This is a genomic window from Mycobacterium sp. pV006 (assembly GCF_041287115.1).
GTDB lineage: Bacteria > Actinomycetota > Actinomycetes > Mycobacteriales > Mycobacteriaceae > Mycobacterium.
Genome location: NZ_JBGGKT010000004.1, coordinates 58402 through 72019 on the forward strand (window position 1 = coordinate 58402; position 13618 = coordinate 72019).

General features: G+C 68.3%; 10 protein-coding genes. 3 read left to right on the forward strand and 7 right to left on the reverse strand.

What is annotated here, in order from left to right; translation table 11 throughout:
• Positions 1–276: 276 nt before the first annotated feature.
• Entirely contained in the window at positions 277–2565 is a 2289-nt protein-coding gene (locus ACAG25_RS07980) for an esterase-like activity of phytase family protein (RefSeq protein ID WP_370487822.1), read from the forward strand.
• Positions 2566–2632: 67 nt separating this feature from the next.
• Here ACAG25_RS07980 and ACAG25_RS07985 read toward each other — a convergent pair whose 3' ends face one another.
• Genes ACAG25_RS07985 through ACAG25_RS07995 form a run of 3 tightly spaced genes read right to left on the reverse strand, consistent with a single transcriptional unit; the run spans position 2633 to position 8119 of the window.
• Positions 2633–5992 carry an ATP-binding protein gene (locus ACAG25_RS07985; RefSeq protein ID WP_370487823.1) on the reverse strand — a complete coding sequence of 1120 codons (3360 nt, stop codon included), beginning with the start codon at positions 5990–5992 and terminating at the stop codon, positions 2633–2635.
• A complete protein-coding gene (locus tag ACAG25_RS07990) occupies positions 5985–6674 on the reverse strand; it encodes a DUF4194 domain-containing protein (protein ID WP_370487824.1) in 690 nt (229 codons plus the stop codon). The genes ACAG25_RS07985 and ACAG25_RS07990 overlap by 8 nt, the downstream gene beginning before the upstream one ends.
• Positions 6671–8119, reverse strand: a complete 1449-nt coding sequence (locus ACAG25_RS07995; RefSeq protein WP_370487825.1) for a DUF3375 domain-containing protein — start codon at positions 8117–8119, stop codon at positions 6671–6673. Before ACAG25_RS07995 ends, ACAG25_RS07990 begins: the two co-directional genes overlap by 4 nt.
• Positions 8120–8349: 230 nt before the next feature.
• Between ACAG25_RS07995 and ACAG25_RS08000 the strand changes: the two genes are divergently transcribed.
• Together ACAG25_RS08000 and ACAG25_RS08005 are read left to right on the forward strand one after the other, a co-directional pair.
• On the forward strand, positions 8350–8613 hold the full coding sequence (locus tag ACAG25_RS08000) for a hypothetical protein (protein WP_370487826.1): 264 nt from the start codon (positions 8350–8352) through the stop codon (positions 8611–8613).
• A gap of 23 nt (positions 8614–8636) precedes the next feature.
• Positions 8637–9383 carry an alpha/beta fold hydrolase gene (locus ACAG25_RS08005; protein ID WP_370487827.1) on the forward strand — a complete coding sequence of 249 codons (747 nt, stop codon included), beginning with the start codon at positions 8637–8639 and terminating at the stop codon, positions 9381–9383.
• Here the strand turns inward: ACAG25_RS08005 and ACAG25_RS08010 are convergent.
• The 4 genes from ACAG25_RS08010 to ACAG25_RS08025 all read right to left on the reverse strand — a co-directional run bounded on the left by ACAG25_RS08010 (position 9380) and on the right by ACAG25_RS08025 (position 13599).
• Positions 9380–10297, reverse strand: a complete 918-nt coding sequence (locus tag ACAG25_RS08010) for an NAD(P)H-dependent flavin oxidoreductase (protein ID WP_370487828.1) — start codon at positions 10295–10297, stop codon at positions 9380–9382. The two genes, ACAG25_RS08005 and ACAG25_RS08010, sit on opposite strands and share 4 nt — an antisense overlap.
• A gap of 305 nt (positions 10298–10602) precedes the next feature.
• On the reverse strand, positions 10603–11724 hold the full coding sequence (locus ACAG25_RS08015; RefSeq protein ID WP_370487829.1) for a hypothetical protein: 1122 nt from the start codon (positions 11722–11724) through the stop codon (positions 10603–10605).
• 112 nt (positions 11725–11836) lie between these two features.
• Positions 11837–12874, reverse strand: coding sequence for a low specificity L-threonine aldolase (locus ACAG25_RS08020; protein WP_370487830.1), 1038 nt, complete (start codon positions 12872–12874; stop codon positions 11837–11839).
• Positions 12875–12900: 26 nt separating this feature from the next.
• The gene (locus ACAG25_RS08025; RefSeq protein WP_370487831.1) at positions 12901–13599 is read right to left on the reverse strand and encodes a TVP38/TMEM64 family protein; all 699 of its coding nucleotides are present in this window, start codon (positions 13597–13599) and stop codon (positions 12901–12903) included.
• Positions 13600–13618 lie beyond the last annotated feature (19 nt).

Below are 13618 nucleotides of genomic sequence, written 5' to 3' on the forward strand. Positions count from 1 at the left end.
AGTTGTCAATTCAAAAACTGCGGCGTTTCTGAGAAACACCGGTGTTTATGTACGATCATCCCGGCTCCGCTCGTTCGGGAAGCCGGGCACGCTCATCGAGGGGTGGAGCGGGCCGATCGGTAGGTCGAGCGGTCGCCGGCGTCGCCACAGCGGGGGAGTGGCGACACCCCGGACGTCGCCGACTTGTCACCGTCCGTTCACGTCGTGCTCCCGGTGAGCTCATATACGCGCGCCAGGCTCCAGCCGTCCCACGAGCACAACTGAAAAGGGTGACTGATGACGGCCACGCCACTGGCCCGCGCGACGGCGGCTGCGACCACCTTTGTCCTCTTGCTGGGAGCGTGCTCGGGCGCGTCCGACGATAAGGCTTCAGCCCCGGAGCTTCCGCGGGCCACATCGGCTGTGGATTTCAACCTTTCCGACGCCGAGCGGTACCACCGCACGGCGACCTATCCGGTGTACCTCAACGCGCCGGCTGACCAACGCGACGCCGAGACCGTCGCCGAGATCTCGACGGTCACCCCGGACGGCAACACCGTCATCTACACCGACGCGGCCGGTAAACGCATCGGTTTCCTCGACATCCGCGATCCCGCCGATCCCGTTGGTATGGGCACCCTTTCGTTGTCGGAGCTGGGTCACGCCGATGACCAGCCCACCTCGGTGGTCGCGGTCGGTGACTTCGTGCTCGTCGTCGTCGACACCACCGGCGGCGACTTCTCCAATCCCTCCGGACGCGTCGACGTCGTCCGCATCGCGGACCGTTCCCGCGTACACAGCATCGACCTCGGCGGTCAACCCGACTCGATCGCGATCGCCGCCGACGGGTCCTTCGCTGCCGTCGCCATGGAGAACCAACGCGACGAGGAGTACACCCCGCCGGGCTTCGCCGAAGGTGACCTGCCCCAACCCCCGACCGGCTTCGTCGCCTTGATCGACCTCGAGGGCACACCGGAAGCGTGGACGACGCGCCGCGTGGACTTCGACGTCGAGGCCGCGCGCGCGGCGGGCCTGGACACGCCCGAGGATCTCGAGCCGGAATACGTCAGCATCAACTCCCGTGGCCAGGTCGCCGTGACACTGCAGGAGAACAACGGCGTCGCGATCATCGACGGCCGCACCGGCGAGGTCCAGAAGCTGTTCAGCGCAGGCACCCAGTCGGTCAGCGGAATCGACACCGCCGACGACGGCAGCGTGGACCAGACCGGCTCCATCAGCGACATCCCCCGCGAACCCGACGCCGTCGGCTGGATCGGAGACGGCCACGTGGCCACCGCCAACGAGGGCGACTGGAAGGGCGGCACCCGCGGCTGGACCATCTTCGACGCCGCCACCGGCGACGTCATCTGGGACGCCGGCAACAGCTTCGAGCAGTTGGCCGTGCGCACCGGGCTGCACATCGAGAGCCGCGCCGACGCCAAGGGGCCCGAACCCGAGGGACTCGCGATCACCGAGATCGACGGCCGCCCGGTTGCGCTCGTCGCGTCCGAGCGCAGCAACTTCGTCGCGGTCTACGACGTCAGCGACGTCACCTCCCCGCAGTTCCGCCAGATCCTGCCCACCACACCGGGACCCGAGGGCATCCTGCCGATCCCCGCGCGGAACCTGCTGGTCGTCTCGTCGGAATCCGACGACGCCGAAGCCCGTGTGCGCGCCTCGGTGAACATCTACGGACACGGTTCTGCCCACACCGGGCCGGCGTTCCCGTCGCTGGTGTCGGGGGACATCGACGGTGCGCCGATCCCGTGGGGCGCGCTCGGAGCGCTGTCTGCCGACCCGGCCGACGAGAACCGGCTCTACACCGCCACCGACATCGCGTACGGGCCGGCGCGCATCCTCGGCATCGACCTGACCCAGACACCGGCCCTGATCGACACCGAACTGCCGATCACCGCCGACGGCGAGCCGGTCACGCTCGACGTCGAAGGCCTCGCGGCCCGGCCCGGCGGTTTTGTCCTGGCCGTCGAAGGCGAGGAAGGACCCGGCAATCAACTGGTGTTCGTCGCCGCCGACGGGACGATCGAGAAGTGGGTGTCGCTGCCTTCTGACGTTGCGGCCGGACTGGGTGGCCAGGGTCTCGAAGGCGTCGCGGTCGACGGCGATGCGGTGTGGGTGGCCCTGCAACGGGAGGTCAAGGGCGATCCTTCAGGTGCGGCCCGGCTGGGCCGATACGCCGACGACACGTGGGAGTGGTTCGGCTACCCGCTCGAATCGACCGACGTCGGCGGCGACTGGATCGGGCTGTCCGAGATCCAGGTGCACGACGGGTCACTGCTGATCCTGGAGCGGGACAAGCTCAACGGGCCCGACGCCCGGGTGAAAGCGATCTATCGCGTGGCGCTACCGGCCGAGCCCGGCACCATGCAGGTGCTGCCGAAGACGTTGGCGCGTGACCTTCTTCCCGATCTGCAGGCCGGGCGCGGGTACACGCAGGAGAAGGTCGAGGGCTTCGCGGTCGCCGGCAACGGCCGGCTCTACGTCGTCACCGACAACGACGGCCTCGACGACGCCAACGGCGAGACGGTGTTCCTCGACCTCGGACCGGCCGGAGAAGCGCTGAGCTAGGTCTCGCCGAGATTGCTTCTGGCGCGGTGTTTTCGGCACTTGACGCGCGTGGAATGCGATTTCGGCGCTAGACGGGAGTTGGCACCTTGGCGTCGGTACGCATCTTTCGGCGCAGGTCGGTGAACTCCGAGATCGTCCGCGTCGCCACCGTGGCCACCGGGCGCGCGTTGCGGCCGGTGGCCTCGGTCTTGGACACCATCACCACGCTGTCGATGTAGGGCTGGATGGTGGTGGCGTTCTGCACTGTCGCCACGATCACCAACTGGAAGCCGAACTTGCGAAACGCCTGCAGCGCCTGCTGCGCGAACTGCGGGTCGGACTTGGAGAACGCCTCGTCGAGCATGAGCTGTGCGAACACCGGGCGGTTATCGCTGTCCCCGGGCGCGGCGAGGTTGAAGCTCAACGCTCCGGCCAGACAGAACGCCATCAGCTTCTCCTGCTCACCGCCGGAGTTGTCGCCGGCATTGCTGTGCGTGCGGATCAGCTCGCCGGTGCTGACGTCCCACTCCGCGCAGTCGAACGTGAACCGGTTGCGCACGTCCAGCGCGTCGCGCGTCCACGCCTTGTCTTCCGGCGCCGTGGACGCCAACCGGTTACGCAGCCGCAGGATGTCGGCGTACTGGTCGAGGATCGCCTGCTTGTCCCCGAGCCCGACCTCGGCGATCCGGCGGCTGATCGCGCGCACGATCTCGGTCAGCTCGGACACCGCGGTCAGCACCCGCGGCGTCGCGCGCAACGTCAATCGGGTGCCGCGGTTGAACTCGACCGCCCCCAGACCGGTGTTGACACGGTCGATCTGCTCGGCGATGCGTCGGGCCTCCTGCTCGGCGACCCGGTGCAGCGTCAAGATCGCATCCGGCGCCTGCTCGGTGACCAGCCGCATCATCCGCTCGTAGGCCTCGGGCAGCTCGCGCTCGTCGATGTGGCGGCACAGCGCGACATAGTCGTGCACACGCTCGTCGAAGTTCTCGGAATCGTTCGGGATCGCGTCGGGGAATGTGGTGTCGAATGTGTTGAGGATGCGCGCCAACTCGTCGTAGGAGCGTCGGCGGCTCTCCCGCAGCTGTTCGCGTTCCTTCTTGATCGCGGTGAACAGCGCGTCGCGGTGCGGTTCGGGCTCGAGCAGCTCGAGTGTCACCGGAACCTGGTTGGCGTAGCGCTGCAGCAACTCCGTCAGCGGGTCGGACACGAATGCCGGCTGCAGACGGTCCTGAAGCTCCAGCAGCCGGGTACGGCGCTCGTCGAGATCGTCACGGCGGGTCTGGATGGCGCCGCGGCGCGTCATGAGTTTCTGGATCTGCGACCAGCATTCGTCAGCGCGGGCGTTGAGCGCTTCGATGTCGGGATTGTCGGCCAACAACAGCTCGTACTGTTCACGGAGGCGGTCGGCGTGCCCGTCGGCGGTCTCGACGTCGATCTGGTTCCACTGGCCGAACTGCTCGCAGATCGCCTTGCACGCCGCGGCGCGGTCGCGCCACTGCTGGCGTTGCGCGGCGATCTCGTCGGCGGTGCGCCGCGCTTTCTGGTAGGCCTCCTCGGCCGCGGCCAGATCGATGGTCAGCGCGTTGATCTTCGCCGACACGTCGCCCTGGTACAGGTATTCGGACTGTTTGAGCGGCCGACGGTCGTCCTTGATGGCGACCCGGTCGGAGTCCTTGTAGAGCCCGGTGTCGGTGACAGCGCGCCGGAACCGCGCGAACACGTCGGGGGTGTCGACGCAGACGTGGTCGCCGGAGGTGGCGACGATGTCGACCGCCTCGGCCGCGCACGGATGTTGGGGATCGACTGGGAACAGCTTGCCGGCCAATGTGTTCGGCTCGGGGTCAACCGGCTCGGTGCCGTAGTTCTTGGTGCGCACATGGTGCAGGGCCAGGCGGCCCCGCATGTTGGTCTCGTTGACGAAGCGCAGCACCTTCGTCCAGTGCTGGTCGGGCACCAACAGCCGCAGACCCGGGCCGCGCAGCACCTTCTCCACCGCCGTGCGCCACCGCGTCTGGTCGGCGCGCAGGTCCATCAGCTCGGCCACATACGGCAGCTCGGAAGTGTCGACATCGACTGCGGCGCAGATCTGTTCGCGCATCATCAGCGCGAACTCCGGCAACGCCGAACCCACGTGCTCGACGCGTTTGAGCTCCTTGGCGGCGTCATCGCGGGCGATGCGGGCGGCCTTCTGCGCATACTCCGCGTCGGTGGAGGCTTCGCGGTTGCGTTCGACCTTGGCGAGGAGTTCGGTGGCTTCGGTGAGCAGTTCCTCGCGCAGGTTCCAGAACTCTTCGGCGGTGTCGGGGATGTCCAGACCCTGGGCGGTGAGCATGTCCTCGTAGGCGGCGCGCCGCCGCGACACCTGCTCGGCCTCGGTCTCCGCGGCGGTGACCTGGGACTGCAGCGGACCGAGGCTGGCACTGTTGCCGCTGATCTGCGCGTTGAGCGAATCCGCTTCGGCCTTGGCAAGATTGAGGCTTCGCGTGATGTCCTCATGCTCGTTGTCGAGCTGGTCGATGGTGGCGTCGAGCTGCGCGATCTGGGTGGGGCACTGCGCCACCCGCACGTGGTCGGTGTACGCGCGCACCATCGGCGCGTCGACCAGGTCGATGATGCCCAGATCCGAGGACTCGGAGGCGTAGCGCTGCTGGATCTTCTCGATGTCGCCGAGGATCTTGCGTTTGCGTTGCGCCACCGCGAGCAGCTCGCGGGCCTCGACCAGTGGGTCGATCTGCTTGAGCGCCTCGGGCAGTCGGGCCAGGCTGTCGGGCTCGTCGAGCATGAACTCGCGCACGAACTGCTCGAGCCCACCGACGCTCTTGAGCGACTTGGCCTTGCCGAGCAGCTGCTGGGCGGCGTCGGAGGCGCGGATGCCGATGGTGGCGTACAGCTGCGCCAGATACTGCGACTCCACCTTCGTGGTGAAGCGCCACTGCTCTTTGAACACGCCCGTGTCGAAACGCCCTGCGGCCCAACGGTTACAGACGTCCTCGATGTCGAGGTCGCCGTCGCCGATGACGAAGCGGCTCGAGGAATCGTTGCGCGACTCCCCGGTCAGCCACTTGAGCACCAGGCCCGTCACGGTGCGTCCCGAGTCACCGGCGTAGGTGACCGCGACCGCCGACCAGGCGGTGCCCTCGCCACGCAGATACATCACCCGGCTGGTGCCGCCGTCGCTGCGCTGTCCCCACGCGCCGCGCACGTACTTGTCGACGGTGCGTCGGCCGGCGCTCGATCCGGCGGCGGTGTTGTCGCCCGAGGCGTTGAAGTTACGCCGGTTGAACGGCAGGAAACCCAGCGAGATCGCATCCAGCAGTGACGATTTGCCGCTGCCGGAGGCGCCGGCGATCAGGGCGCCGCCGGGACTGAACGGAATCGAATGGTAGCCGTCGAACACACCCCAGTTGATGACCTGCAGACGCGACAGGTGGAACTGCTCAGTCACCGTCGGCCTCCTCGGTGGGCGCGCCGGCGCCCGTCAACTGCTCGAACTGCTGCTGCAACTCGGAGATGACGCTGGCCGTCATCACCGCGGTGATCACCGGGCTGACGGTGTAGCTGTCCTCGTCGTCGCGGGTCTTGCGCAGGATCTCTAGGCCGGCCAGGCGGGCGATCGCGCCGTCGATGCGCGCGGTGAACGTCACGGCGTCGCGGTCGGTGTCGTTGAGCACCCCGGCGAACAGACCGTGCATCTCTTCGCGGCTGATCAGCACGCTCTGGCCGCCGGAGGCGCGCATCATCTGCGCCAGATGCAGCGCGAGGATCGAGTCATAGGTGCCCAGCGGCTCGCGGCGGAGAAGCTTGACGCCCCTGGCGGATTCGTAGCGCGCCTGCTCGACGAAGGCGACGTCGGTGCCGTCGACCACCCGCAGCAGCAGGTCGAGTTCGGAGAGCCGAACGGCCAGCTGGTCGCGGTACTCGAGCACCCAGGCGTAGAGGTCGCTGTCGGCTTCGGCGCTGATGTAGCGCCGCGTCAGCAGGTGCTGCAGCGCCCAACACGCCCGGTCGGGCAGCTCGGAGACGTCGCCGTCGAAACGGGGGCGGCGCTGGTGCGGGGGACGGGCGTTCTGGTCGACCTGCGGCAGGGCGGAGAACGCGGCGAAGTCGGCCGCCTGGTCGGTGGTCATGCGGTGGCTCCGGCGAGAGTGCTGATCGGTTCGGTGAATTGCAGTGCGGGGACGGCGATTTCGCGGTCCCGACCGTCGAGAGAGCGGAATCGGACGGTGGTCGACTCTGCGGGTTCGGGATTGGGCTGCTTGAGCGCCCAGGACCACAGCACGATGACGTGACCGAGGTAGGCGTTGTCGACCAGCTCGACGGCCTGGGGCAGGGTCACCGGCCCGCGGCTGATCGCGGCGTTGAGCATGTCGGTCATCGCGGGCGCGTCGACCTGGGTGGTCAGCGCGGCGAAGCTGGCCAGGTCCAGTTCGCCCTCGGCGGGCTTGGCGGGTTTCGGGGCGGACAGGTCGCCGATCTTGAAGCTGAGCGCGCCGACGGAGCTGATCGTGTGGCGGGCCAGGGGCAGCTCGATGTCGAGGCGGGAGTCGATGAGGCTGGTCTTGAGCAGGTTGCGGGCCGCGCCGATGGCGTCGTTGAGCTGACGGGCCACGCCGCGGCTCTGCTCGAGGGTGCCGAACGCCGTGAACCGTTTGACGCGCTGCGCACAGCGCTGCTGGATCCGTTCGACCTCGTCGATCTGGTGGCCGACCAGTTCGAAGAAGCCGGCCATCACCTTGCGCAGCGCCGGGTCCAGCGCCGGCAGCCCCTCGGCGACCGCGGCGACGTCAGCCTCGAACTCGGCGCGTTGGTCGGGGTCATTGATCATCCGCAGGAACGCGCGGTGGCTGTCACGGCCCTGAGAATCCCAGGCCGCCTGGTAGTCGGCGTACATCTGACGCTGACGGTCGCGGTAGGCGACATTGCTGTCGATCGGCTCGTCCAGCGCGGCGGTGGCCTGCTCGATCATGGTGCCGTACTGGCCGATGTCGGTGATCAACCGTTCCATCTGTAAGGCGATCGCGCGCGCCTCGTCGTAGCAGTCGGTGACATCGGGCTCCGGGCGGCGGCCCGCTTCGAGATTGTCGAGTTCGGCTTGCAGCGAAGCGATTTCGGCTTCGATGTGTTTGCGGACCCGGACCGGGTCACCGTCGACCTTCACGGCGACCTGCTTGAGCCGCGCCGCGATGCCGTTGATCGAGCCGCCGGTGGCGATGGTGTCCTGCCGACGCATGCCGCGCAGGAAGTCCAGCGCGCGGCGCGCGTCCTGGGTGAGGTAGCAGACGTTGCGGTCGCTGCGCTCGTCGACCACGCGGTGCAGCCAGCCCTGGCTGGCCCACGACTTGATCAACCCCAGCGCCGACTGCCCGTCGGCGGCATCCAGGTCGGTCAGGTCGCGCTCGATGGCGACGACGAGCTCGGTCTCGCCGACCAACCCGTCGAGAAGGTGGCGTTCCATCAGCGTCGCGTACAGGCTCAGGTTCGTGGTGGCCAGCAGCCGAAGGGTGTGCGAACCCTGCAGGTCGCGATTGAGCTCGAACAGCTCGGCGGCCGACGTCACGGCGTGGTCGTCCACCGAACCTCCTTCTGCTTCGCGTCGGGTACGGACGGTCCAAGATAGGACACGACACGGACTGGGCACGGGACGCGGTGGGTTGTGTCGCCGCGCCGCTGTCGCTCGTGAGGCTGATGTGGCTCATGGGATAGCCACGGGGCGTCGTTACCACCGCTGAAACTGCTGCTGAGCAGCGAATATGTCGGTGCTGGCGACTAGAATCGATGAAAATGACGTCGGGGTGGGGGGTTGTGTTGACTGATCGGCCGGTGTGCAGTGTGTGCGGCGAAGCTGCGCCGGACTTCCCGCCGGTGTGCGGCAATGCCGTACGCAGCCGCGTCGTGATGGAAACGTGGGTCGAAGGCGACGATCTCGCGCACCTCACGCGCTACATGGAACGCGTGCGGGACGACGACGAGGTGACCGAGATGCGCGTCGTCGTCCGGGCCTGTGGATCGCTCGAGTTCTCCGCGCCGGGGTTCATCTACAGCCGACCGGTCGGCGCCGCCGACTAATTGCGGCGTGCCAGGATCACCTCATGACGGTGGTGTTCGTGCACGGCAATCCGGAAACCTCGGCGATCTGGGGACCGCTCGTCGAGGCGCTGGGTAGAGACGACGTCGTGCTCCTGTCGCCGCCCGGGTTCGGGGCGCCGCTGCCGGACGGCTTCGGCGCGACCTTCTTGGAGTACCGCGACTGGCTGGAGGACGAGCTGACGGCGATCGACGGGCCGATCGACCTGGTCGGGCACGATTGGGGCGGCGGGCATGTTCTCAACGTCGTCATGCACCGTCCCGAGCTGGTCCGCAGCTGGGTTAGTGACGTCGTCGGGCTGTTCGATCCCGACTACGTCTGGCACGACATGGCCCAGGTGTGGCAGACGTCTGGAGCGGGAGAAGAGTCGATCGCGTCGATGATGGGCGGCGGGGTCGAGGCGCGCACCGAGCTGATGCAGTCGCTGGGCATCACAGCAGACATCGCGGCGGCTTTGGCGGCCGAGCAGAACGACGACATGGGCCGGGCGATCCTGGCGCTGTACCGGTCGGCGGCTCAACCCGCGATGGCCGAGGCAGGTAAATCGCTGGAGAACGCGGCGGCGAGGCCGGGTTTGTCACTGCTGGCCACCGAGGACCCGTACATCGGAGAGAACGACAACCGCCACCGTGCCGCCGAGCGCGCGGGTGCGCGTACCGAGGTTCTCGAGGGCCTGGGGCACTGGTGGATGGTGGAGGACCCGGCGCGCGGCGCAGCGGTACTGACCGCGTTCTGGGACTCGTTGGATTAGATGCCCGCCGTCAGGCGGGTGATGACCGCTGCGGCAGGCTCTTTCGCGGTGACATGCCCGACGGCCTGGCCAGCGTTGATCGGGGCGATGGAATAGTCGTCGTTGGTGATGGCCTTTTGTAGTTCGGCTTTGGCGGCCTCGTCGATGGCGTCCTCGTGGTCATGCCACCGGTCCGTGAAACTGTTGCGCAGCACCCGTTCCGGCAGATCGGACGGCCACGGATAACCCAGTACGGCGTCGAAGACTCGGGACGTGACGGTGTCGGTGTTCTGCGCCCGGAACATCGCCGCGCGCGCCGCGTCCGTCAGCAGCGACTCGGTGCACGCCGCCAGCGCCGTCCCTATCCAGACGCCTGACGCACCCGCGCGCAGGACAGCCGAAACCGCACGCGCCGAACCGATTCCGCCGGCAGCGAGCACCGGCACGTTCACTACGTCGAGGATTTCGGCCAGCAACGGCAACGTGGCGACCGTGGGTCGGCCGTGACCGCCGCCTTCGGCGCCGCGCGCGACCAGCACGTCGACACCCGCATCCACCGCGCGTCTGGCTTCCTGCAGATCGGCGACCTGCGCGGCCGGGGTGACGCCGGCTTGATGAGCTTGGTCCACCCAGGACCAGTCCTCACCGAAACTGACCGACAGCAGGGCCGGTTGTGCGGCCAGCGCGGTCTCCAGCAGAGCAGGTTCGTTGTCGACCACCCAGCCGACGAGGCCGATCCCGAACGGCCGGCTGAGGGTGCCGAGGTGATCGAGCTGCTCGGTGAGCTTGGATGCGGTTGCGCTGCTGCCCATTCCGATCATGCCGAGACCACCCGCGTTGGACACCGCGGCAGCCAACCGACCGCCCGCGACACCGCCCATCGGGGCGTTGACGATCGGCACCTCGAGACCCATCGCCGTCGACCAGGTGGTCATGGCCCCTCCTGACGGCTGTTTCGTCACGGTCGCGGCTGGTGAGAGCGCGCAAATGGATGGCGACACGCCGCGTACAGACCAACAGACACGCGCTGTCGCCACAACGAGGCTAGCGCGCGACCCCGGAGCTACCGCCTCTGCGGTGGTCCGGGGTCCGGAGCCGTTTCGGGCGCGGCGGGGGTGTCGGGAATGTCGTCAGGCGTCAGTCGCTCCGGCACCTCGGTCGGAGTCAGCCGTTCCGGGGGTTCAGTGGGTGCAGTCATGTACCCCGGGTACCCCTTCACTTGTGCGCGAAGCGCTGGGGCTCAGCTCAAGGCGAAGCGTAGGCCCGCCACCGCGGTCCCGTTCCAGATGTCGGCGCCGATCTCCTCGGGCCGCACCGCGATCACCTGGCCGCCCTTGTCCAGCACGGTCACCGCGAGGCGGGACAGCAGGTCGTAGCCGTCGTCGCCGTAGGTGACCTGGCCGGTGCTGTCGTCCAGACGGCCGAGGATGTCGACGGTGAAGTTGTAGATCAGCGTCGACACGGCGCCGGCCACCGCTGCGCGGCCGAGGTCGGCGAGGTCGGTGACCACCAGGCCGCGACTGACCCCGTCGGCGATCTCATCGGCCAGCGCCGTGGTGCGTTCGGCGTTGCGCGCCGACAGCTGCGTGCGGATCACCTCGTCGATCTGGTCGGGACGCAACGCGTCCGGTGCGCCGGGCACCGGCACGACATCGCGCTTGTGGTCGAGCGCTCGGTACAGGTTGAGCAGCGGGTCGGTGGCGAACAGGAACAGCGGCTTGGTCATGGCCGGATCCAGCTGCGCGAGTTCGGATTCCACGGCATCGGAAACCCTCTTGGCGTAGGTCTCCAACAGCGCCTTCTTGTCCTCGTCGCCGAGCCGGACGTGGTCGCGGTCGCGGACCGTGGCGCGGTTGGTCGCTTCGGCGGCGTCGGCGGCGTACTCACCGGACAGGGGAAGCTCCTCGGCGCGGGTGTCGGCCGTGGCGTTCCACAGGTTCCAGCCGTTGGCTGAGAGCGTGAGCGCGAACGCCTCCTGCGGCGTGGTCACCGCGCGGACCAGTTGGCCGATGTCGAAGTACGCGCCCACCTGCAACTGGGTCAGCAGTGCGTTGGGCAGAACGTAGACCTCGTGGAAGTCGTCGGCGATGAAGATGGCCAGCGAGCGCGACGGACGGCGCCAGAGGTCGGAGCCGGCGATCTGCTCCCAGCGGTCGCGCAGCCGCTTCTCGACGTCGTTGCCCAGCCCGCGGTCGCGGGCCGTGCGCAATGCGGCGTCGACGGCGCTCTTGGCGGTCAGCAAGTTGGTGTCGCGGTGGTCCGGCCCGGGCTGGGTCTCGGCGTAGACGGTGATCGCGATCTTGTGGGGCTCGCCCAACCGGCGCAAATCGGTGATATCGGGAAGTTGATAACGGGTCAACACTCACTCCTTCTGTCGTGTGTGCGTCCCCGTCCATCGTACCCCAGCTGCGCAAGCCGCCGACGGTGTCAGAGCCGGACCGGTACGCTATCAGACTGTACGGCAACCGATTTCGCTAGTGACGAACGATCTCACCCAAAAGGTCCAGGACGTCGTCGACCTCCCGTTCGGTGGTCGACCACGCGCACACGAACCGGACCACCGGGGTGTGTGGATCCGGTCGGTGCACGGCATAGTGCGCCCCGAAGCGACGGTGCAGGTCGTCGGGCAACTCCACGAACACCTCGTTGGCCTCCACCGGCGCGGTCACCCGCAGGTACAGTCGTTCCAAGCCCAGCGCCAGCCGCGCCGCCATCGCGTTGGCGTGCGCGGCGTTGCGTACCCAGGTGTGGTCGGCGAAGAACGCCGCGAACTGCGCGGCGATGTAGCGCTGTTTGCTGGCCAGATGACCGATCTGCTTCTGCGTGAACCGGATTCCCGCGAAGTGTTCGGGGTGACGCACCAGGATGGCATCGCCGAACAGCATGCCGTTCTTGGTGCCGCCGATGGTCACCACATCGGCGTCGCCGATGACCTCGGCCGCCGGAACATCGAGCGCCGCAACGGCGTTGGCGATCCGGGAGCCGTCGACGTGGACGAGCAGGTCGAGCTCGTGGGCCCGGTCGACGAACGCGGCGATCGCCGCCGGACTCCACACGCGGCCGTTCTCGGTGGACTGGGTGATGCTGACGATCCGGGGCTGAGAGTGATGCACCGGGCCGCGCCGGACGGCACGACGGTCGAGATGGTCCGGGTCGATCAGCCCGTCGGTGCTGGGCAGGCGGGTCAACTGCGCCCCGGACAGCCGGACCGGCCCGCCGGCCTCGTCGACCAGGACATGCGCGATGTCGCTGCACAGGATCTCGTGCCACGGCTGTACCGCCGACGCCAGCGCGATGATGTTGGCGCCAGTGCCGGTGAACGGGAACAGCACCTCGGCGTCGGGGCATCCGAACGTCGCGCGGAGCACGTCGGCGGCGTGCGCAGAGATCGGATCGGCGCCGTAGGCGGCGGCGGCACCGTCGTTGGCCCGGTCGAGTGCCTGCATCGCCACCGGGTGCGCGGGCGCAGCGTTGTCGGAAGCGAAGGCGTAGGACACAGACACCCGCTCCATGATTCCAGGAGTCGCCGCCGGGGATGCTATTCCGCGGAGGGGGCGGGGCTGCCACGCCAGCGGCGCCAGCCACGGTGGGCGGCGAACGCACCGATCACCGCCATCGCGCACCACACCGCGATCGCGGTGTAGGCAAGCGGCGCCGAGAACTCGCCGATCGACGCCCCGAGCGCGGTATAGACGAACGCCCGCGGCGCTGATCCGATGAACGCACCGACCGCCATCTGCCACAACGGCACCCCGAACGCTCCGAAGGCATAGGACGCCAACGCATCTGACACCCCGGGGACGAAACGCTGCCCGACCACCGCCCACAGACCGCCCTTGTCGATCAGCGCGTCGATGCGCGCCGACCGGGCGGGACCCAGCAGGGCGCGGGCGCTGTCGCGGCCGGCCCGTCGTCCGCCCAGGCTCGCGATCATCGCGGTACCCACCGTCGCGCCGAGCGTCACGAACGTGCCGAGCAGCGGACCGAACAGGAAACCGCTGGCCGCGGCCAGCACCGGGCCGGGCACCAGGACCGCGCCCAGCGTCGCCGACACCACCACATAGGCCACCGGAGCCAACGGGCCCGCGGCCTGCACCAGGGACCGGACCTCCTCGACGTCGATCACCCGCCGCACGGTGACCAGGTAGAACAGCACACCGAGGAAGGCGACGAATACGACCAACCGGATGATGTGCCGTCGTCTGGGGGACGGGTCGATGTCGTCTGCCTCGTTCATGTCAGAGGCAATCCTGCCC

Excerpts from the sequence above, each read along its gene's own strand:
- ACAG25_RS08010 (WP_370487828.1), bottom strand. The coding sequence starts at position 10,297 with ATGACCACCTGGTCGACGGCGATGGGTCTCGAGGTGCCGATCGTCAAC.
- ACAG25_RS08020 (WP_370487830.1), bottom strand. The coding sequence starts at position 12,874 with ATGGAGCGGGTGTCTGTGTCCTACGCCTTCGCTTCCGACAACGCTGCG.
- ACAG25_RS08025 (WP_370487831.1), bottom strand. The coding sequence starts at position 13,599 with ATGAACGAGGCAGACGACATCGACCCGTCCCCCAGACGACGGCACATC.
- ACAG25_RS07990 (WP_370487824.1), bottom strand. The coding sequence starts at position 6,674 with ATGACCACCGACCAGGCGGCCGACTTCGCCGCGTTCTCCGCCCTGCCG.
- ACAG25_RS08005 (WP_370487827.1), top strand. The coding sequence starts at position 8,637 with ATGACGGTGGTGTTCGTGCACGGCAATCCGGAAACCTCGGCGATCTGG.
- ACAG25_RS07980 (WP_370487822.1), top strand. The coding sequence starts at position 277 with ATGACGGCCACGCCACTGGCCCGCGCGACGGCGGCTGCGACCACCTTT.